We start from the raw sequence: 19,872 nt of genomic DNA, 5'->3' as shown, positions 1-19,872 counted from the left end.
TCGCGTAAGAGATGGGTTGTTTGCGTGATGACGACCGACGATCGCAAAGTGCGTTGCTGTGATCTGGATCTCATTGCCTCTACTCATATAGAACTCCACAACTGCTCAACTGTCAACAATTGAGCAAAGGGAATTCTCAATATTCGCATAGGGGCCGATGCGGTTGCCGGTGGTCAGTCTGCCGTGCGCTACAGATGACCCTGATGCTAGCCAAGGAAGTCAAATGTTTCCGACATCAATTCGCGGTCCATCGGGAATACCAGCCCCCGGGCGTGACTTATGCGGTGGTTACCGTGATGAACTCGAGGCAGTCCGTGCCGCGACGATCCCCGACGGTTTGGGGATGAACTTGCCAATGAACACTGCTGATGTCACCCCGAGAAGGGCCAACAGAAGCCAAGGGGCGGCGGCCATGCTGGACGGCTCCGTCGCCTCTTCATAGAGAGGTGCCAGGGCCGTGTTGCCTATGACAACGGCTAGCCCTCCGGCGCTGGCGAGCAGTCCGTAGTAGGCGCCGGTCGGCCGGCCCGCGGAGAACTCCAGCACCAACCCCATTGCCATGGGCAACACGCACATATTTCCGAGCGCAAGCCCCGTTACCAGCAGCATGGCGGGGAGGGTGGGGAGAGCGCCTGGCGGCGGGAAGAGAGCCAATACCGCGAGGGAAGCGAAGCCTGAGGCTTGAAGGGAAAACCCGAGCGGTAGCGCTGTTCCCGGTCCCGCCTTGCGCATCAGCCTCGCGATCGGCCACTGAAGTGTGATGGTGAGGAGGGAAGCGTATGCAAAGACGACGGCCAGACTGCTACTGCCGGCGCCGCTGCGCTCCATTTCCACCGGAAGGCCAAAATACAGCTGATTGGCGGCCAGGAGGTTCACGCTGTAGAAGGCTGCGAACCCAATGAATCCTTTCTCCCGCAAGCAAGACCAAAGCCCTGACGGCGGAGCCGCGGCAGGCAGCTTGGCGGCGGTTCCGGGGTGTTGGGCTGGGGTCTTGGGCAGAAAGACCCAGAAGACTACGGCCATCAACGCAAAGACTGCCGCTGCCGTCAGGAGGGAGGTGTCAAATCCGGTATGGAGAAGGAGTGAACCCAGAAGGGGCCCGACGACGGCGCCGACTTCACCGCAGACCACTACCAGGGCAAAGAGCGAGGATCCTTTGTTATCTTTGCCCGTGTCGCGGTTGCCGGGGCCGTCCTGAGCGGCGCCCGGAATGGAATCCCGGGCCGCGGCTGTGCCAACAAGGCTTTGCAGGGCAGGGGAAAAGAGCGCTCCGCCAATGCCGGTGACTATGGCTCCGATGAGAAACATCGGAAAGTCTGTCGCCCAGGCGAGAGTAAGAAAGCCGGCGATTCGTACCAGGCAGCCCACGATCATTGACTGCCGAGCTCCCCATTTGTCGGAGAGCACGCCGCCGAAGAGGAAGAGGCCCTGTTGGGCGAAAGTACGCGCACCAAGTACGACCCCAATGGCCATGGCCCCCATGCCGAAGTCCTCCCGCATGGCGACGGCGAGGAAAGGCACCACAGCGTAGAAGCCGATGTTGAAAATGAGCTGGCTGGACAGCAGCAGCGGTGGAGCGGGTTCGGCGCTCTGGCCTCGACGCTGGACGCGTTTTGCTGACGAGCGCCGCACAGTTGCCGCTTTCATCTCAGGCTCACGAAGTAGTGCACGGGCAGGTCCTTTCACTGGATTAGCTCAAAAAGTTATCAAGAATCATTCGCATTAACAATGGAGGGGCCACCATGTGAGACGGGTACTAAGGTATGCAAAAGGGAGTGCCTTCTGCGTGGAAGGCACTCCCTGGCTACGCGTCCGCAGAGATGGCTGAACTCAGTGCATGACCTTGAAGGCCCGATCCAAGGCCTCGATCAGGCGGTCCGCGTCCGACATGGAGAACGGCATCGGGGGGCGCAATTTCAGGACATTGCCTTGAGCGCCCGAGGCTGAAATGAGGATGCGCTCTTGCCGAAGCCTGTTCACAATGGCAGATGCCGTGTCGCCATCCGGTGTCAGCGTCGCACGGTCAGTGACAAGGTCAACGCCCACGAACAGCCCACTGCCCCGGACTTCCGCAACTTGCTCGAGGTCTTGCGTGAGCTGCTTTAGTTCGGTTAGGATTTTTCCGCCGACTTTGAGGGAGTTTTCCATCAAAGACTCTTCGCGGAGAACGTCCAGGACTGCCTGAGCCGCGGCAATGGCAACGGAGTTGCCGCCGAACGTGTTGAAGTAGCGGATATTTTTGCCGAACTGCTCCAAAAGTTCGGGCCTGAAGACGGCTGCCGCGATGGGGATGCCGTTACCCATGGGCTTGCCCATGGTGACAATATCGGGAACGATTCCGTGACGTTGGAAGCCCCACCATTCCGCGCCTGTGCGGCCAAAGCCCGGTTGGACTTCGTCGGCGATGTAAAGCCCGCCTGCTGCATGGACCTCTTCAATAATGGGGCGCAGGAATCCTGTGGGTTCGGCGAAGATGCCATCCGAGGAAAAGATGCTGTCCGCAATAAAAGCGGCTAGGCCAATTCCGTGACGGTGCAGGTCGGCGATGGCGCCGCGAACTTGTGTCCGCAGGTGTTCGTCCAGGGTCTCGTTGTCTGAGGAGAAGCGCAGAGCATCGGGTGCGTCGATGACCCTGACGTTGGCACCCAAAGGCACGCCGACACCCAATGAAGGGGAGAAGGATGCTACTTCTGCGGTCAGGCCGTGATACGCCCCGGACGTAACGATGATGCCTTGGTGGCCTGTCGCATACTTGGCCACTCGCATGGCCAGGTCATTCGCTTCGGAACCCGTGCACGTGTACATGACATGGCCAAGCTGCGAGGGGAACGTGGAAAGGAGTTGCTCCGAGTAATCGAGGATGGATTCCTGGATGTAGCGGGTATTGGTGTTCAGGGTTTGCATTTGCTCGTGGACGGCAGCGATGACGCGGGGGTGGGCATGACCCACGCAGGGGACATTGTTGTAAACGTCCAAATAGTCGTTTCCGTCGCGGTCAAACAGAGTGACGCCTTTGGCCCGAACCACTTCCACCGGCTCGTTGTAAAAGAGCCGGTAACCGGGCCCGAGACTCTTGTCCCGGCGTCGAATGCTTTTCTGCACGTCATCCGGAAGGTTGCCGACGCTGGCGGGATCAAAGCCGTTGACCATCGGTTTGGACGGTTTGCGGATGGTCTCCGAAGAGATTGCCATGGTAACTCCTGGGCTAGGTAGCGGTTTCAGAGTGTAAAGGGGATACGTGGCGCAGTCGCTGCTGCTGTTGAAGCAAGCCGGTCCCAGTCCGCCTTGGAGTGGGAGAGGAGGTAGTCGCGGGTCTCGGGGCGTAGGATTGCCCGCCATTGCGAGATCAATGCCCTCAGTAGAAGTCTCGCTGGGGCCGTGACAGTCAGGGCTTCGACCTCGTGGAGAGGCAGGGGTCTGGCTCTCTGGTAACCGTCCATAATGCCAAGTGCGTGCTCCCATGGGTGGTAGGGGTCTGTGCCCAAATTGTTGGCCATGGCAACACTGATGTCGAAGATCACTGGCGTTCGAACTACGTCACCGAAATCAATAATCCCGGTTACAAAATGAGGAGCCTGGGGATCAACCAGCACGTTGAACGGGCTGAAGTCGCCGTGGACAACTTGTGCGGTAAGTGTGTCGAGGAGCGGAACCACCTTGGCCTCGAACTGGTCGAAAATGCATTCGGCCAGGTCGCGCTTTTGCGCTTCCTCAACGTATTCCAGAAGCGGGCGCATTCGGTGGAAATGCTTTAGGTCCCAGAGGAGCATTCGGTCGGCGCGTGGATGTTCGAAGTTCTGCAGTGCTTGTCCCAGGTGCGCGAGAGTTGATCCGCAAAGTTGGAGCTGAGCCGGTGATGCTGAGTGATTGGCCAGAAGGTTTCCAGGCATGTAGCGCATGACCCGGAGGACCCGGTCGTAAGGCCCCGCAAAAGTCGGCAGGTGAACCTCGGGGCGTCCTTCGAGGTTCTTTACGAGTCGTTGCACAGGTAGGTTTGGGGCTGTGTGTTCCACGTGCTCCATGCACGCCGTTTGAAGGTGGACGATGGACGGGTCTTCGTCAGGGGAGGAAATCTTGACCAAGAAGATTTCATCTCCACTGCGCAGGCGGAATGTTTCATCCTTTTCTGTGGGAATCCGAGACAAAGTTCCCCGCAAGCCGTAGAAGGTTTCAAGGAGCTGCAGCACGGCTGGATCCGGAAGCTCAATCTGCTGGGCCAGAAGCCCGCTTTCGTAGGCGACGGCGTCGATAAATTCCGAATCAGTTCTGACGTCCATGTCACAAGCTCCACTCAATTTTGTTCTACTGTTCAACAGTAGACAGTATGACAGCTTGGCCTAGGTCTTGCAACGAACTGGTTGGGGTCGGGTGTCGTCAGGCGCCGGAATGCCTCTTGGCGATGATCTGGCGGATGACGTCGCGGTATTCGATGATGGTTTCTGAGACCACTTTTTCCGCCAGCACGGGATCCCGAGTCTCCAGTGCCGCGATGATGTTCTCGTGCTCTGCTTCCAGGGCGTCCGGATCCTCATATTCGTGCCTGGCTGTGGAGAGTACATACATGAAGTACCGAAGTTCGGTGACGAGTTGCTGGTAAAAAGTCACTAGCTTCCGGCTTCCGAGAAGCCCGACAATCGCCGTGTGGATCGCAAGGTCCTTCTCGACGATTATGAAGGGGTCGCCGCTTCTCAGGACTGCCCTGAATTCCTCCATGGCCGCATGGACTTCGGCCAGGGAGGTACTTGCGCTAACGCTGCGGGCAGCAGTGGTCTCCAAGTGATAGCGGGCGTTGTAAACGTCCATGATTTCGGCGTCAGTGGGGTCCCACACTATGGCGCCATGGTTCGTCCGGTGGCGGATAAGACCGCCGGCCTGGACAATACGGACAGCTTCGCGAACCGTATTGCGGGAAAGTTGGAGATTTTCCGCCAGGACGCTCTCCCGAAGCCTTTCGCCGGGCTTCAATTTTCCGTTCAGGATCATGGCAGTGAGACCGTCGGCCACCTGTTGGACGGTGGACGATTGATAAATCTCAATTTGCTGGACCATTGCCCAATTCTACACGGATCGTCGACTGTAGGGCAGTTGATCACGCTCTAGGTCCAGTTGTTCCCGCGCTGGCCCGCCTCTTCCACAAGTTCAGCTAGATATGGCCTCTGCCCCTTGTGGAACACCATTCCCTCCGGGAGGCCCTGGACGATCGGCATGGAGTTGACGATATCGATGGTGATCCGGCCACCAGCCATGGGGGCGTTGCTGAGGTGCAGGTCGCCGTAGGATTCGGGAAGGGCAGGATCCATCCAGAATCCGCCACGCGAAACGTGGGTGTCGTACCGCATCAGGCTCGTTATGAGCTGCAGGGGAGTGGTTGCTGCCCACGCCTGGGGAGAGCAGGCTGTCGGGTAGGCCACGGGCTCGGCGAACTGTTCACGGCTGAAGCCACAGAATAACTCCGGGAGGCGGCCTCCCGAGTAGTCGGCGGCTTCGAGTAAAGCAGTGGAGATCCGTTGTGCCTGCTCCACGAACCCGTAGCGAAGCAAGCCGGCGACTATCACGGCATTGTCATGCGGCCAGACCGATCCGTTGTGGTAGCTCGCAGGATTGTAGGCGCCCATGTCGCTGGCCAGTGTCCGGATGCCCCAACCGCTGAACATTTCCGGAGACATAAGATGTTCGGCAACCGAAGCAGCCTTATTCTGATCGACGAGACCCGTCCACAGGCAATGGCCCATGTTCGATGCCCGCGCATCGACCTGCCGCTTCTTTCCGTCCAGTGCGATGGCGAAGTAGCCCCGTTCCGGGATCCAAAACTGCTCGTTAAAGCGCTTCTTGAGCTGGGCCGCTTCATTCGCGAGTCTTGCACCCAAAGCCGTGTCACCGGCGTCGTAAGCTATCCAGGCCCGCGCCATGAAGGCGTCGTAGACATAAGCCTGGACCTCGCAGAGTGCGATGGGGCCTTGCGCCAGCGTGCCGTCAGCGAAATTGATGCCGTCCCAGGAGTCCTTCCATCCTTGGTTGATGAGGCCTCTCGGATTGAGGCGTTCGTATTCGACGAAGCCGTCGCCGTCACGGTCGCCGTAGTTGCGGATCCAGTCGAGAGCGCGGTCGGCGTGGGGGAGCAGGGCAGCAATGGTGTCGTTTGCAAAGCCCCAACGGCTCACAGTTCCAAGGATGGTCACGAACAGCGGGGTGGCATCGACGCTGCCATAGTAAATGTGCTTACCGCCAAGCGAGAGGCCGCTGGAGACATCGAGCCTGACTTCGTGGAGAATTTTGCCCGGCTCTTCCTCGCTAATGGGATCCACCACCCTGCCTTGGCGGTCTGCGAGGGTTTGAAGGGTGCCAAGAGCCAGCGAGGGGTCCACGACTACGGCCATCTCTGAGGCCCACAATGAGTCGCGGCCGAACAAGGTCATGAACCAAGGTGCCCCGGCGGCTACGACTACACGCTCGGGATGGTCTGGATCCTCGATTCGAAGGGCGCCAAGGTCGTCATAACTTCGCCGGAGGGTCCGTTCGATCGAGTGGTTTCCCATATGAATCTTGGGGATCTTTGCCACCCACTCCAGATGTCGTCGGTCGCGCGGTGAGAGACTCCCTTTTTCCGTTGGATGCATGAACGTCGGCGGACGGGGGCCTGCGGCATCACTGCTGGGAACAACCGTGAGGATGGTGCTCCATTGGCTGCGTGCTCCGAGTGATACGTGGTACGACAAAGTTTCCTGTGTGACGTCGGCGCCGGGAGCCTGCACCAGGATGCCCTTGCTGATGTCCTTCCACGTTCCGTTGATCGCCAACGAATCGCCGTCAACGCTGCGCTTTTGCTCCCACCGGTGCTGTATGCGGGCCTCCTTGACTTCGAAAAGATCGGCAAAATCCGCTTCGGGCCGTATTGTGATCACGCATTCGGCGGGCTCCAGAGAATAGTTTCGAACCGTGATTTGTTCCTGAATGCCGGCACCCACTTCGCGAAGCCGCTCCACGATCAGCGGGCTGTCGGCGTAGCCATCCGATCTGATGACCCGTCCAGCAAACAGCGCACGGTACGGTTCCTTGATTTCAGCGGCGAGCGGCTCAAGCGGTACGTCGTCCACCGTTAGGCTCCAGCGAGACAGGATACGTGTGTCTTGATAGAAAGTTCCGTGCGGCGATTCCGGGTGCATGTCTCCATTCGGCAGGGAGATGCAGAACGAGGAACCTTCGACCAATGTGACGGTCCCAGGGCCAGGCGGCCCGGCCGCCGTGTCTGCATTCCACCCAGCCATGCCGGCCTCCTCGAAGAAACCAAGCCGCCCCGCGGATCACCCACGCGCTGCGGTCATGTTCTCTCGACGCTACTCTTGCTTGGCTCGGGATTCTACAGGTCATTGTGGGCCAACGGTTGAATCCGGACGTACGTAGGAGTCTCTCTCTTGGAATACTGCGTCTCTTGCGTCAGTGCTGGAGGCGGCCTAACTCCAGGTTGACGACAGCCAGGACGGAGGTCAGGGCAAACAAACCGGCACAAAGTTGCAGTATCGACGGTCCGTGGGGTTTCTTCCGATGGCCCGTTCGGGCCGAACGGCTGGGCGCCTGCACGAAGCTGAGGGAACTCGTTAGGAGCCCAGCCGCGATGAGCGTTATCAGACTAAGCATTGAGTCTTCTTTGGGGAGCAGGTGAGAGTGGAGCGCAGCTGCTGCGGGTTGCCCGCAGCAGCTGCCGCCAGAATGCCTCTATGGGCAATCTTCATGGACGCTTCCGGCAATTCTTGCGGGTCACGTCCATGGTTTAGAGGACCTTTTCGAGGAAGGCTTGGGTGCGGGGTTCTTGGGGGTTGGTGAGGATTTGGCGGGCGTCGCCGCGTTCGACGATGATGCCTTCGTCCATGAAGAGCAGGGTGTTGGCGACTTCGCGGGCGAAGCCCATTTCGTGGGTGACGACGACCATGGTCATGCCTTTTTTGGCGAGGTCTTGCATGACGTTGAGGACTTCGCCGACTTTTTCGGGGTCGAGGGCGGAGGTGGGTTCGTCGAAGAGGATGATGTCGGGGTCCATGGCCAGGGAGCGGGCGATGGCGACGCGTTGTTGTTGGCCGCCGGAGAGTTCGGCGGGGTAGCGGTCTCCGAAGGGGCCGAGTCCGACGCTGGTGAGTAGTTCCTGGGCGCGTTTGGCGGTTTGTTTTTTGTCGGCGCCTTTGACAAGTACGGGTCCGGCCATGACGTTTTCGCGGGCGGTCATGTTGGGGAAGAGGTTGAAGGACTGGAAGACCATGCCGACGTGGGTGCGTTGTTGGGCGAGTTTTTTTGGTGGGAGGGCGTGGTAGGCGGTGTTGGTTTCGTAGTAGCCGAAGTTCTCGCCGTTGACTTTCAGGACGCCGGTGTCGACGGTTTCGAGGCCGTTGATGCAGCGTAGGAGGGTGGATTTGCCGGAGCCTGAGGGGCCGATGATGCAGCAGATTTCGCCGCTGGCGATGTCCAGGCTGATGTTTTTCAGGACGGCTTTGGGGCCGAAGGATTTGCGGATGCCGCGGGCGTGGATGGTGCCGTTGCCGTTGTTGCTCATCGTGCGATGCCTTCCGGTGCTGTCAGCTGGACCTTGCGGGACTTGCGGGGGATCCGGGCCGAGGTGTGGGAGTATTTTTCTTCGAGTTTGGACTGGGGGTAGCTCAGCAGCAGGGTCATGACCAGGTACCAGAGGCTCGCCACGATGAGCAGGGGGATGGTTTCGTAGGTGCGGGCGTAGATCAGTTGGGCGCTTTGGAGCAGTTCGGCTACGCCCAGGACGCTGACCAACGAGGTTTCCTTGAACATGCCGATGACCTGGTTGCCGGTGGCGGGGATGATGGAGGGCATGGCTTGGGGGATGATGACTTTGCGCATTTTCATGGCCCCGGACATGCCCAGGGAGTCGGCGGCTTCGATTTGGCCTTTGCCGACGGCGGAGAAGCCGCCGCGGATGATTTCGGCCATGTAGGCCGCTTCGTTCAGGGTCAGGCCGACCAGGGCTGCGGTGATGGGGCCCATCAGGGCGTTGACGTCGATGGCGGTGCCGATGTCGGTGAAGGGGATCCCGATGGTGAGGTTCGGGTAGAGGGCTGCGATGTTGAACCAGAAGATCAGCTGGACCAGGACCGGGGTGCCGCGGAAGATCGTGATGTAGACCGCTGCGGTCGCGGCGAGGGGTTTGATGGTCGAGGCGCGCATGACGGCCAGGCCAAGGCCCAGCAGGGTGCCCATGGCCATCGAGGCGATCGTGAGGAAGATCGTGAGCATCAATCCGCGCAGGATTGACTCATGCGTGAAGTACTTCGCGACCACGTCCCACTTGAAGTTCGGGTTCGTGGAGACCGAGAACAACACGCCCGCGGCCAGGAGCACGAACGCGACCCACGCCCCGAACTCAAACACACTCCGCCGCCGCAACCGCGGCTTCAACGCCGAATCCAACCCGCTCCCCCCATTGGCCTTTGCTTCAACGGTGTTCTGCTGCAAGAGCGGCGCCTTCACGAGAATCTCCTAGTGGCTGTCGTCGGGCGGGAGTTTCTGCTCTTCATGATGCATTCCTTCAGATGGGGTTCAGTCGGATGGATCCGCTGAGTCTGGGTGTCACCCGGCTGCTTGGAGGCTCGTCCTGCAAGTTAGGTCGAGGGTCGCTTGAGCGGGCACGCGAGACCACTGTGATCCGGATCTCGTTGTATTCACGAAGCAATACAACTCCATTGGGGCATGATTGTCAACAATTGAACATAATGTAAACTGATGGCTCCCGTAGATTCTTGACCGGTCAAGCGGGCCAAAGCCAGGCGCGCTCTGCACTTTCGGTGCCAAGAAACAGTTCATACTCATCGTCGATGTGGAAGAGTCTGCGGTCTCCGATGGCGTCAAGTACCCAGATGGTTCTTCCGTCCGCAGTGCGATCATCCACCACGCCCGAGTGATGGAGGAAGCCCTGCAGGGCCAAAATAACCTCGTCCCCCTCCTCCAGTGAACTCCACAAGGAGAGGCGATTACTCTTCACGCTGCTGCCGATGGCAGTTAAGTTCTTCATATGTTCTTCCAGTTCGCCATAAGTTGGTTCTGCTGGGTTTGCCCGCCAGTGACAATGGCCGGGTTCCCGGCAGCAAATGCTGCACCATTTTATCGTCGATTGTTGACAATTGCTAGGCTAATTTGGATACAACAGTAGGGCCCGGTTCACTTGAACCGGGCCCTACTGACTGTTCAATTGCTAGGCGATGATGCCCGTCACTTCAGGCTCGGAAGTGAGGTCTTCGACCGCTTTACTCATGTGGCCCTTGATGGCCTCTTGAAGTCCGTCGCGGTCGCCGGCCTCAAGCAGGTCCAAAATGCCTTGGTGTTCATCCACGAGGGCGTCTATGCGTGGATACTTCACTTCGAGGCTGAGGATGCACATGCGGGTCTCTGCGGCGAGTGTCTCGTAGATACGGATGAGGCGCGTATTTCCAGTGCCGGAAACGAATGCCGTGTGGAACTGCATGTCGAGCCGGGCGATGGCCTGCCAGTCCGACGCGGCTACCTGCTTGGCCATGTCCTTGATGATGCCCTTGAGCTCCCGTACGGTATCCGCAACCTGCTCCCGCCCCAAGTCGAGGAGGGTGTTGGCGGCAGCGAGCTCCACGGCCTCACGCACGGCATAGATCTCTTTGACGTCTGCCGTGGTCAGTTCAAGGACAAAGACCCCGCGATTCCGCTTGCTGACCAGGATGCCCTCCTGGCACAGCCGCTGCAGCGCCTCCCGGAGTGGACCCCGGGAGGTATTGAGCTGGCTCGCCAAGGCGGACTCGTTGACCTGCTGTCCCGGGCTGAAGCCACCCTGGACGATCATTTCGCGTAACTGGTCAGCTATCAATTGCGCTGTAGGACGCCCCTCCAGTACGAACATTGCCTCCGGTGCCGCCATTGACATCCCCTCATTTCATGCTCGGCAAATTTGAATCCATTAGATCGCAATTGCTGTGTACTTGTACTCCAGGAACTCATCAATACCGACTTTTCCGCCCTCGCGTCCCAGCCCGGACTGCTTAACCCCTCCAAAAGGGGCAGCCGGATTGGACACGATGCCGGTGTTGAGGCCGACCATTCCAACCTCCAACTCCGCCGAGAACCGCGTGGCTTTATCCATGCTCTCCGTGAACACGTAGCCAACCAGGCCCCATTCGGTGTCATTGGCCAAGCGAAGCACCTCGTCCTCGCTGTCGAAGGCAGCGATTGCTGCTACCGGGCCGAAAATCTCGGTCGACATCAACTCGGAGTCCAGCGCCACGTCCGTCAGCACGGTAGGCCGGTAAAAGTAACCCGGTCCTTCAGGACGACTCCCGCCCGTGAGTACGCGCGCACCCTTGGAAACAGCATCCGCAACAAGGCTCTCGACTTTGTCGAGACCCTTTTGTTCGATGAGGGGTCCGACGTCGGTGCCCGCCACGGCGCCGTTGCCTACCTGCAATTCTGACATCTTTTTAGACAACTTCTCACCAAACTCCTCCACCACCGAGCGGTGGACGAAGAACCGGTTCGCAGCCGTGCAGGCTTCACCCATGTTGCGCATCTTCGCCTTCATGGCACCATCGACGGCCTTTTCGATGTCGGCGTCAGCCAGGACGATGAACGGTGCGTTGCCGCCGAGTTCCATCGAGGAGCGCATCACGTTGTCTGCCGCCTGGCGCAGGAGGATCTTGCCGACTCCAGTCGAGCCCGTGAAGCTGATCTTCCGGGCGATGCCGCTATCCGTCCAGGTTCTGACCACATTGGATGCTGCCGAAGTAGTCACGACGTTGAGGACGCCGTCGGGAAGGCCCGCTTCCCTGAAGATCTGGACCAGCGCGAGGGACGTCAGGGGCGTCAGCTCGGCAGGTTTGAACACCATGGTGCAACCCGCGGCGACAGCAGGAGCGATTTTGCGTGCCCCCATGGCGAGCGGGAAGTTCCACGGGGTGACCAGTACGGAGGGACCAACCGGTTCCTTGGTGATGAGGATGCGCGTATTTCCATCGACCGAGAGCGCGCTGTCGCCACCAATCCTGACGGCTTCTTCGGAGAACCAACGGAGCATCTCGGCGCCGTAAGCCACCTCACCCTTGGCTTCGCCGAGGGGCTTGCCCATTTCCGCGGTCATAATCGCAGCGAGCCGGTCCGTGTTGGCGATGACCAACTCGAAGGCGCGACGGAGGATGTCCGCTCGTTCACGCGGAGTGGATTTGCCCCATGCCACCTGTGCCTTGCCGGCGGCTTCGATGGCCTTCAAGGCGTCTTCGGGTCCGCCGTCGGCCACGTTGGCAATGACTTCGTTGGTGGCAGGATTCTCAACTGCGAACGTTGCGCCGTTCGCAGCCTTTTGCCAGACACCATCAATGAAGAGGTCCGTGAGGAGGGTGGTGGGATCCAAGGAGGAAGTCATGTCGCTCTTTCAGTGGTCAGAGGAATCAGGAGGTGGCAGTTTTTAGTGCCTGGCTGAACCGGGCAAGGCCTGTCTGGATTTCGTCACTGGTGACGTTCAGTGCCGGGATGAGGCGGATGACGTTGCCGTGAGGGCCGCAGGTGAGGAGGAGTAGTTCCTCCTTGATCGCGGCCTGCTGTACGGCGAGGGCAAGTTCCGCGTCGGGGGTGTTGTCCGCCGTAGTGAATTCCACGCCCTGCATGAGGCCGCGTCCACGGACGTTGCCGATTCCGGCGAATTGGTCCTGGAGGGCATCGAGCCCGGCCCGCAGTTCATTCCCGCGCAGCAATGCATTTTCCACCAGGTTCTCGCGCTTGATGACGCCCAAGGTGGCAACTCCGGCCGCTGCGGCTACGGCGTTACCGCCATACGTTCCACCTTGGGAGCCCGGCCACGCCTTGCCCATCAGCTCCGCCGATGCGGCGATCGCGGAAATCGGGAAGCCGCTGGCCAGGCCTTTTGCCGTGATCACAACGTCCGGGCGGATGCCGGCCCAGTCGTGGCCCCAGAACTTGCCCGTTCGCCCGACGCCGGCCTGGACCTCGTCCAGGATGAGCACGATGCCGTACTTGTCAGCGCGTTCGCGCAATCCCTGGAGGAACGCCACGGGTGTGGGGATGTAGCCCCCGTCGCCCAGCACGGGCTCAATGATGAATCCTGCAGTGTCAGCCGGGTTGCTGACGGTTACCAAGAGCTGGTCAAGTTCCTTGAGGGCAAATTCGACGGCGGTGGCCTCGTCCCAGCCGTATCGGTACCAGTGCGGGAATGGAGCAATGTGAACGCCACTCATCAGCGGCGCGAAACCCGAGCGGAACTTTGTCCCTGCCGTGGTGAGGGAGGCCGCAGCAACAGTGCGCCCGTGGAAGCCGCCTTGGAAGGAAATGATGTTCGGCCTGCCCGTGGCCATACGGGCCAAGCGGACGGAGGCCTCCACGGCTTCGGAGCCGGAGGTCGCGTAGAAGACACTGTCCAAGCCCTGGGGAAGGACACCGCCGAGGAGTTCGGTGAGTTCCAGCAAGGGCTTATGCATGACGGTCGTGTACTGGGCGTGGACAATCTTGCCGACCTGCTCGCGGGCTGCGGCCACTACGTCCGGGTGGCAGTGGCCGGTGCTGGTCACACCGATGCCGGTAGTGAAGTCAAGGTACTTCTTGCCGTCGGTAGCGTGGATCCAACTGCCGGACGCGTAGTCGACGACGACGGGCGTCGCCTGCTTCAGGATGGGGCTCAGTGTTGCCATGGCTTAATACTTTCTTGTGAACTGTAGATTGTCAACAATATGAAAATTTTGATAGGGCGTCAAGTTCCGGACGCTTGAATCAACTGACCTTGAACCGCTGCGGTCGCACGAAATCCAAACCGTCAAAGGAGCGCTTTCCAAGCGCCTCGTGTGCCGCGATTTCGCCGAATCCGGTGGCATTCTTGAAGCCGGCTCCGGAGAAGCCCGTGGCGGTGTAGATCCTGCTTGTTTCGTTGACGAAGCCCAACAGTGGCTGGGAATCGCTGGTGAAGAGGTCCGGGAAAGCGTCGTTGCGGACGATCGTGGGGTACAGGCCGGGGAAGAACTCGGTTACTGTCTCGATTGTTTCCGCAGTCTCGGCCTCAGTGAGTTCCCTGGGTACCGCATCCGGGGTGGGGGTGGGTTTGCCCCGGCCGTCGAGGGTTGCTTTGACCGTGGCCCCGTCGACGGCCGGTGCGCCGTACATGGAGCGGTCTTCGTGGATTCTGATGAACACCGGAAACTTCTCCGGGGTGTACTGGGCTGCGTCTTTGGCGACGAACCAGGTCAGGAACACCCGTTTGGTTTGGACGTTGGTCTTGAGGTAATCCGGCATGAGCCGGCGGGACCAGCCCCCGGAGGCAATAATCACGTTCTCGAAGGTCCACGTCCTGTCGGCGGAGGTGACCACAACGCCGTCGGTGGTTTCGGTGATGTCGGTGATGGGGGTGTTTGCGTAGACGGTAGCGCCGTTGTCTTGTGCTGCCGTGATGGCGGCTGTTACAGCCCGATCGGTGCGCAGGGCTCCGGCGTGGGGGTCGTAGATGGCGCTGTCGTCAGGGCGGAGGTTGTGTTGGGGGTAGCGTTCCGCCAATTCCTCGCGGCTGAGGATTTCATGCTCGGCGCCCGTGGCTTTGGTGGTTTCCAGGACAGCACCCAGGTAGGGGCCGTTGGTGGTGCCGATGGAAAGGCCGCCGCAGCGGGTGAGGATCTCCTGGCCCGTTTCGGCTTCGAGCTCGGCCCAGAGATCGCGGGAACGTTGAAGGATAGGGTAGTAGTCGGGGTTGCCGCGGTAGATCATGCGGAACAGGCGGGTATCTCCGCCCACGGCGCTGCGGCCGTGGGCGGGGGTGTGTGCTTCAAAGCCGACCACGGAGTCGGTGAGGCGGGATGCCTGCCAGAGGGCCATCGAGCCGATGCTGCCGAGGCCGATGACGGCGAGTTTTCCGTCCATGGGTTTAGAGGACCTTTTCGAGGAAGGCTTGGGTGCGGGTTTCTTGGGGGTTGGTGAGGATTTGGCGGGCGTCGCCGCGTTCGACGATGTTGCCTTCGTCCATGAAGAGCAGGGTGTTGGCGACTTCTCGGGCGAAGCCCATTTCGTGGGTGACGACGACCATGGTCATGCCTTTTTTGGCGAGGTCTTGCATGACGCCGAGGACTTCGCCGACTTTTTCGGGGTCCAGGGCGGAGGTGGGTTCGTCGAAGAGGATGATGTCGGGGTCCATGGCGAGGGAGCGTGCGATGGCGACGCGTTGTTGTTGTCCGCCGGAGAGTTCTGCGGGGTAGCGGTCTGCGAAGGCGCCGAGTCCGACGCTTTCGAGGAGTTCCTGGGCGCGTTTGGCGGTTTCTTTTTTGTCGGCGCCTTTGACGAGGACTGGTCCGGACATGACGTTTTCGCGGGCGGTCATGTTGGGGAAGAGGTTGAATTGTTGGAAGACCATGCCGACGCGGGTGCGTTGTTGGGCGAGTTTTTTGGGTGGCAGGGCGTGGTAGGCGGTGTCGGTTTCGTAGTAGCCGAAGTTTTCGCCGTTGACTTTCAGGACGCCGGTGTCGACGGTTTCGAGGCCGTTGATGCAGCGTAGGAGGGTGGATTTGCCGGAGCCTGAGGGGCCGATGATGCAGCAGATTTCGCCGCTGGCGATGTCCAGGTCGATGTTTTTCAGGACGGTTTTGGGTCCGAAGGATTTGTGGATGCCGCGGGCGTGGATGGTGCCGTTGTTGCTCATCGTGCGATGCCTTCCGGTGCTGTCAGCTGGACCTTGCGGGACTTGCGGGGGATCCTGACGGAGGTGTGGGAGTACTTTTGCTCGAGTTTGGATTGGGGGTAGCTCAGCAGCAGGGTCATGACCAGGTACCAGAGGCTCGCCACGATCAGCAGGGGGATGGTTTCGTAGGTGCGGGCGTAGATCAGTTGGGCGCTTTGGAGCAGTTCGGCCACGCCCAGGACGCTGACGAGGGAGGTTCCTTTAAACATGCCGATGACTTGGTTGCCGGTGGCGGGGATGATCGAGGGCATGGCTTGGGGGATGATGACTTTGCGCATTTTCATGGCCCCGGACATGCCCAGGGAGTCGGCGGCTTCGATCTGGCCTTTGCCGACGGCGGAGAAGCCGCCGCGGATGATTTCGGCCATGTACGCGGCTTCGTTCAGGGTCAACCCGACCAGGGCGGCGGTGATGGGGCCCATGAGGGCGTTGACGTCGATCGCGGTGCCGATGTCGGTGAAGGGGATTCCGATGGTCAGGTTCGGGTAGAGGGCTGCGATGTTGAACCAGAAGATCAGCTGGACCAGGACCGGGGTGCCGCGGAAGATGGTGATGTAGACCCCGGCGGTCGCGGCGAGAGGCTTGATGCTGGAGGCCCGCATCACGGCCAGGCCAAGGCCCAGCAGGGTGCCCAAGGCCATGGAGGCGACCGTGAGGAAGATCGTGAGCATCAACCCGCGCAGGATCGACTCATGCGTGAAGTACTTCGCGACCACGTCCCACTTGAAGTTCGGGTTCGTGGAGACAGAGAACAACACGCCCGCGGCCAGGAGCACGAACGCGACCCACGCCCCGAACTCAAACACACTCCGCCGCCGCAACCGCGGCTTCAACGCCGAATCCAACCCGTTCATCGGTTTGCTTCTTTCCATAGTTGCTTGCTTCATCAGCGGCACCCGCTAGTTCAACTTGGCGTCGGTGATGGCTCCGGAGTCCAGGCCCCAGGTCTCGAGCGACTTCTTGTACTCCGGCGTTTCGAGGACTGACTGGATGGCCTTTTGCATGGCCGGGGTCAGTGGTGAGTCCTTCTTCAGGCCGACGGCGGTCAGGTCGCTGGAGCCGACGTTGACGCGGCCGAGCATGGTGAAGGAATCCGGCTGCTGCTTGGCTGCCCAGCCGAGGGCAGTTGTGTCGTAGAGGATGCCGTCGATCCGCTTGGAGTGCAGCTGGGTGAGGGCTTCCTGGATGTTGGGAAGCGTCACGGCGTTGATCGCCGGCTGTCCCTTGGAGGTGCAGGTCTGTTCGCTCAGGGCCGGGAGGCGCTTGAGCTGCCCGGTGGAGCCCTGGGTAACAGCGATGTTCTTTCCGCACAGGGTCTCAACGGTGAGGTTCGAGGGGTTGCCGGCGGCGGCAATCACGGAGTTACCGGCTTTGAAGTAGTCGATCATGTCCAGTACCTTGAGGCGTTCCTCGGTCTTGGACATGGTGGTGGCGGTGAAGTCAAAGCGGCCACCGTCCAGGCCGGGGATGATCGTGTCGAACTTCGTGTCCACGAACTTCAGCTTCAGGTCCAGCTTCTTGGCGATGAGCCGGGCGACGTCCGGGTTCAGGCCGATGGGGGTGGTGTTGTCCTCGGCGAGGAAGGTGGTGGGCGGGTAGTGCAGGTCCATGGCGACCGTGAGCTCGCCCTTGGCCTTGACGGACTCGGGCAGCAGCGCCACGGCAGCAGCGTCAGGCTGGACGCCTTCGGAGATATCCGAGGTGTTGTTGGTGCCCGCTGAGTCGGGGGACTGGCTGCTCGCGGCGCCGCCGCACGCACTCAGGGTAAGCAGCAGGGCGATTCCTGCCGCCGTGGTTTGTGCCTTGACTCGGGTCTTCATAGTGCTTTCCCTTCGAGGGTTTGTTGCTGTGGGGTGGAAGTGTTGGGAATCCTGAAAATTGCTGTTTGTGATCCGGATCTCTCCGGCACCTACAGCAATGGAACCTCCCAAACAGTAGATTGTCAACAATTTACAGAAAGTTTTCGGAGGTCCGATCCATTGAGAATGGTTCTAAATTACTACTGCAGAACTGTTGACAATTGACAATTCGCGGATCTAGAGTCGATTTACCGGCTGCCGCTACACGAGCCTGCCGGCGATACTCCCGGCGCAGTCCGCTCGGCGACACTTCCATACCCGCGGGGCCACCCGCTTCCATCTCCAACCAAGAACGGAAACCACCATGGCAGAGACCAACTTCCGTCCGAAGTACATCTCCTTCGATGTCTACGGCACCCTGATCAACTTCGACATCGACCCCACCACCCGTCGGTTGCTCGATGGCCGCATCTCGGAAGAGCAGTGGCCGACGTTCAAGAAGCAGTTCCGTGGATACCGTTTCGACGAGGTCCTCGGCGACTACAAGCCCTACGAGGACATCCTTCAGGATTCCTTTGATCGTGTCTGCAAGCGATGGGGCATCGGGCCCACCCCTGGTGCAGGCGCGGCGTTCGCCGAGGCTGTCCGCGGGTGGGTCGCCCACGAGGACGTGCCCGCCCCCCTGAAGCTCATGGGCGACAACTACAAGCTCGTGGCACTGTCCAACGCGGACACCAGCTTCCTCGATATCAGCATCCCGAAGCTCGGCGCCGACTTCCACGCCGTATACACGGCTGAACAGGCCCAGGCGTACAAGCCGCGCTACCAGGCTTTTGAATACATGCTGGATACCCTCAACGCCAAGCCGGAAGACTTCCTGCACGTTTCCTCGCACACCCGGTACGACATGCATCCGATGCACGACATGGGCTTCCGGAACCTCGTCATGCTGGACCGTGGCTACGATCCCATCACCGAGGGCTACAACCTTTTCACTGTTAAGTCCTTGGATGAACTCAACAAGCACCTCGGTCTCTAATCAGTCCTGAGACGAAAGGTCGACCATGAAACTCGTTCCTTATTGGCTGGACACCGCTGAGGCGTTCGGCGACTACAGAAACACTCCTGTACCCGAGAACGTCGATGTCGCCATCATTGGGGCCGGCTTCACCGGACTGTCCGCAGCCTTGGAATTCGCCAAGCAAGGCGCCAGTGTTGCCGTCTTTGAACGCCACACGGTGGGATGGGGGGCTTCCGGCCGCAACGGCGGGATGGCGACAACCGGGTTGGCCATCAGCTTCAGCACAGCGGTTAAGCGGTACGGCGGCCCTCGGGCGGTAGAGATGTTCCGTGAGTACAACGACGCGATCGACACCATCGAAAAGCTCGTGCACGACAACGGCATCGATTGTGACTACAAGCGTTTCGGGAAGCTCTCACTGGCCTTCCACAAGTCCCACTACGACGGATTCCTGAAGTCCCAGGAGCTGCTGGCGAAGCTGGCGGACCACCATGTCAAGGTCATTCCCAAGTCCGAAATCCACAGTGAAATTGGCACGGACTTCTACCAGGGAGCCATGCTGGACCCAATGGGTGCCGGCCTGCATGTGGGCAAGTTCGCACACGGGCTCGCCAAGGCTGCCCACGATGCCGGTGCGCTGATCTGTGAGAATGCAGGCGTCACGGAACTGAAGAAGGTCTCCGGCACGGTCCATGACGTGCACACAACCCGTGGAATTACCCGGGCCAAGCAGGTCCTGGTGGCCACCAGCGGATACACCGGTGCCGTTACCTCATGGCTGCAGCGACGCGTGATCCCCGTGGGCAGCTTCATCATCTGCACCGAACCCCTGCCGGAAGACGTCGTCAACCGCATCCTGCCCAACCGCCGCATGGCATCGGACTCCAAGATGCTGACCTACTACTTCCGCATCACCCCGGATAACCGTCTTCTGTTTGGCGGTCGCGCCCGGTTTGCCCTCTCCAGCCCGGACTCGGACGTCAAGAGCGCCGAAATCCTGCGCAAGGCCATGCTTGAACTGTTCCCCTATCTCTCCAACACCAAGGTGGACTATATCTGGGGTGGCTTGGTGGACCTGTCCATGGACCAGATGGTCCACGCCGGCGCCCACGACGGGCTCTACTTTTCGCTGTGCTACAGCGGGCACGGCGTGCAAATGGCCGCGCACATGGGCAAGCGGATGGCGCACTACATGTCCGGAGACAAGAGCGCCAACATCTGGGAAGGATTGAAGAATCCGCCCGTGCCGGGTCACTTCGGCCCGCCATGGTTCCTGCCCTTCATCGGCGCAGCAGCAAAAATCATCGACCGAGTCAAGTAGATCAGGTAAGGCTTTCGAATGCCCTCACACACGC

The 19,872-nt window shown here is 60.2% G+C and carries 17 protein-coding genes; 2 read left to right on the top strand and 15 right to left on the bottom strand.

Translation table 11 applies throughout. The features are described 5' to 3' along the window. Positions 1-288 precede the first annotated feature (288 nt). The 15 genes from ACH488_RS05015 to ACH488_RS04945 all read right to left on the bottom strand — a co-directional run bounded on the left by ACH488_RS05015 (position 289) and on the right by ACH488_RS04945 (position 17,517). Positions 289-1,647 carry an MFS transporter gene (locus ACH488_RS05015; protein WP_397322664.1) on the bottom strand — a complete coding sequence of 453 codons (1,359 nt, stop codon included), beginning with the start codon at positions 1,645-1,647 and terminating at the stop codon, positions 289-291. 183 nt (positions 1,648-1,830) lie between these two features. Continuing rightward, complete coding sequence (locus ACH488_RS05010; protein ID WP_397322663.1) at positions 1,831-3,192, bottom strand: aspartate aminotransferase family protein; 1,362 nt, start codon at positions 3,190-3,192, stop codon at positions 1,831-1,833. A gap of 26 nt (positions 3,193-3,218) precedes the next feature. After that, complete coding sequence (locus tag ACH488_RS05005) at positions 3,219-4,277, bottom strand: phosphotransferase (protein ID WP_397322662.1); 1,059 nt, start codon at positions 4,275-4,277, stop codon at positions 3,219-3,221. Positions 4,278-4,374: 97 nt separating this feature from the next. Further along, the gene (locus tag ACH488_RS05000) at positions 4,375-5,049 is read right to left on the bottom strand and encodes a GntR family transcriptional regulator (RefSeq protein ID WP_397322660.1); all 675 of its coding nucleotides are present in this window, start codon (positions 5,047-5,049) and stop codon (positions 4,375-4,377) included. A 47-nt stretch (positions 5,050-5,096) separates the two neighbouring features. Then, the gene (locus ACH488_RS04995; protein WP_397322659.1) at positions 5,097-7,265 is read right to left on the bottom strand and encodes a glycogen debranching N-terminal domain-containing protein; all 2,169 of its coding nucleotides are present in this window, start codon (positions 7,263-7,265) and stop codon (positions 5,097-5,099) included. Positions 7,266-7,768: 503 nt separating this feature from the next. Further along, on the bottom strand, positions 7,769-8,542 hold the full coding sequence (locus tag ACH488_RS04990; protein WP_397322657.1) for an amino acid ABC transporter ATP-binding protein: 774 nt from the start codon (positions 8,540-8,542) through the stop codon (positions 7,769-7,771). Beyond that, on the bottom strand, positions 8,539-9,486 hold the full coding sequence (locus ACH488_RS04985) for an amino acid ABC transporter permease (RefSeq protein WP_397322655.1): 948 nt from the start codon (positions 9,484-9,486) through the stop codon (positions 8,539-8,541). The genes ACH488_RS04990 and ACH488_RS04985 overlap by 4 nt, the downstream gene beginning before the upstream one ends. Before the next feature lie 277 nt (positions 9,487-9,763). Then, positions 9,764-10,027 carry a hypothetical protein gene (locus ACH488_RS04980; protein ID WP_397322653.1) on the bottom strand — a complete coding sequence of 88 codons (264 nt, stop codon included), beginning with the start codon at positions 10,025-10,027 and terminating at the stop codon, positions 9,764-9,766. A 180-nt stretch (positions 10,028-10,207) separates the two neighbouring features. Next, positions 10,208-10,900 (bottom strand): GntR family transcriptional regulator, encoded by a 693-nt coding sequence (locus tag ACH488_RS04975; RefSeq protein ID WP_397322652.1) that lies wholly within the window; start codon positions 10,898-10,900, stop codon positions 10,208-10,210. Positions 10,901-10,939: 39 nt separating this feature from the next. Continuing rightward, on the bottom strand, positions 10,940-12,394 hold the full coding sequence (locus ACH488_RS04970; RefSeq protein ID WP_397322651.1) for an NAD-dependent succinate-semialdehyde dehydrogenase: 1,455 nt from the start codon (positions 12,392-12,394) through the stop codon (positions 10,940-10,942). 25 nt (positions 12,395-12,419) lie between these two features. Further along, entirely contained in the window at positions 12,420-13,673 is a 1,254-nt protein-coding gene (locus ACH488_RS04965) for an aspartate aminotransferase family protein (protein WP_397322649.1), read from the bottom strand. Positions 13,674-13,752: 79 nt separating this feature from the next. After that, positions 13,753-14,886: an N-methyl-L-tryptophan oxidase gene (solA, locus tag ACH488_RS04960; protein ID WP_397322648.1), complete on the bottom strand. Its 1,134-nt coding sequence runs from the start codon at positions 14,884-14,886 to the stop codon at positions 13,753-13,755. A gap of 4 nt (positions 14,887-14,890) precedes the next feature. Further along, on the bottom strand, positions 14,891-15,658 hold the full coding sequence (locus tag ACH488_RS04955; RefSeq protein WP_397322646.1) for an amino acid ABC transporter ATP-binding protein: 768 nt from the start codon (positions 15,656-15,658) through the stop codon (positions 14,891-14,893). After that, positions 15,655-16,551, bottom strand: a complete 897-nt coding sequence (locus ACH488_RS04950) for an amino acid ABC transporter permease (RefSeq protein ID WP_397322645.1) — start codon at positions 16,549-16,551, stop codon at positions 15,655-15,657. The genes ACH488_RS04955 and ACH488_RS04950 overlap by 4 nt, the downstream gene beginning before the upstream one ends. Positions 16,552-16,596: 45 nt before the next feature. Beyond that, positions 16,597-17,517 (bottom strand): ABC transporter substrate-binding protein, encoded by a 921-nt coding sequence (locus ACH488_RS04945; RefSeq protein WP_397322644.1) that lies wholly within the window; start codon positions 17,515-17,517, stop codon positions 16,597-16,599. 343 nt (positions 17,518-17,860) lie between these two features. Here ACH488_RS04945 and ACH488_RS04940 point away from each other — a divergent pair, with 343 nt between their 5' ends. Both ACH488_RS04940 and ACH488_RS04935 read left to right on the top strand, forming a co-directional pair. Continuing rightward, the gene (locus tag ACH488_RS04940; RefSeq protein ID WP_364166033.1) at positions 17,861-18,535 is read left to right on the top strand and encodes a haloacid dehalogenase type II; all 675 of its coding nucleotides are present in this window, start codon (positions 17,861-17,863) and stop codon (positions 18,533-18,535) included. A 25-nt stretch (positions 18,536-18,560) separates the two neighbouring features. Beyond that, positions 18,561-19,838 (top strand): NAD(P)/FAD-dependent oxidoreductase, encoded by a 1,278-nt coding sequence (locus tag ACH488_RS04935; RefSeq protein WP_397322642.1) that lies wholly within the window; start codon positions 18,561-18,563, stop codon positions 19,836-19,838. The last annotated feature ends 34 nt before the right edge of the window (positions 19,839-19,872 follow it).

Source organism: Paenarthrobacter sp. NPDC018779 (genome assembly GCF_044391085.1).
Taxonomy (GTDB): domain Bacteria; phylum Actinomycetota; class Actinomycetes; order Actinomycetales; family Micrococcaceae; genus Arthrobacter.
This window is presented reverse-complemented; position numbering and strand designations above follow the sequence as displayed.

Excerpts from the sequence above, each read along its gene's own strand:
- ACH488_RS05015 (WP_397322664.1), bottom strand. The coding sequence starts at position 1,647 with ATGAAAGCGGCAACTGTGCGGCGCTCGTCAGCAAAACGCGTCCAGCGT.
- ACH488_RS05010 (WP_397322663.1), bottom strand. The coding sequence starts at position 3,192 with ATGGCAATCTCTTCGGAGACCATCCGCAAACCGTCCAAACCGATGGTC.
- ACH488_RS05005 (WP_397322662.1), bottom strand. The coding sequence starts at position 4,277 with ATGGACGTCAGAACTGATTCGGAATTTATCGACGCCGTCGCCTACGAA.
- ACH488_RS05000 (WP_397322660.1), bottom strand. The coding sequence starts at position 5,049 with ATGGTCCAGCAAATTGAGATTTATCAATCGTCCACCGTCCAACAGGTG.
- ACH488_RS04995 (WP_397322659.1), bottom strand. The coding sequence starts at position 7,265 with ATGGCTGGGTGGAATGCAGACACGGCGGCCGGGCCGCCTGGCCCTGGG.
- ACH488_RS04990 (WP_397322657.1), bottom strand. The coding sequence starts at position 8,542 with ATGAGCAACAACGGCAACGGCACCATCCACGCCCGCGGCATCCGCAAA.
- ACH488_RS04980 (WP_397322653.1), bottom strand. The coding sequence starts at position 10,027 with ATGAAGAACTTAACTGCCATCGGCAGCAGCGTGAAGAGTAATCGCCTC.
- ACH488_RS04975 (WP_397322652.1), bottom strand. The coding sequence starts at position 10,900 with ATGGCGGCACCGGAGGCAATGTTCGTACTGGAGGGGCGTCCTACAGCG.
- ACH488_RS04970 (WP_397322651.1), bottom strand. The coding sequence starts at position 12,394 with ATGACTTCCTCCTTGGATCCCACCACCCTCCTCACGGACCTCTTCATT.
- ACH488_RS04965 (WP_397322649.1), bottom strand. The coding sequence starts at position 13,673 with ATGGCAACACTGAGCCCCATCCTGAAGCAGGCGACGCCCGTCGTCGTC.
- solA (WP_397322648.1), bottom strand. The coding sequence starts at position 14,886 with ATGGACGGAAAACTCGCCGTCATCGGCCTCGGCAGCATCGGCTCGATG.
- ACH488_RS04955 (WP_397322646.1), bottom strand. The coding sequence starts at position 15,658 with ATGAGCAACAACGGCACCATCCACGCCCGCGGCATCCACAAATCCTTC.
- ACH488_RS04950 (WP_397322645.1), bottom strand. The coding sequence starts at position 16,551 with ATGAACGGGTTGGATTCGGCGTTGAAGCCGCGGTTGCGGCGGCGGAGT.
- ACH488_RS04945 (WP_397322644.1), bottom strand. The coding sequence starts at position 17,517 with ATGAAGACCCGAGTCAAGGCACAAACCACGGCGGCAGGAATCGCCCTG.
- ACH488_RS04940 (WP_364166033.1), top strand. The coding sequence starts at position 17,861 with ATGGCAGAGACCAACTTCCGTCCGAAGTACATCTCCTTCGATGTCTAC.
- ACH488_RS04935 (WP_397322642.1), top strand. The coding sequence starts at position 18,561 with ATGAAACTCGTTCCTTATTGGCTGGACACCGCTGAGGCGTTCGGCGAC.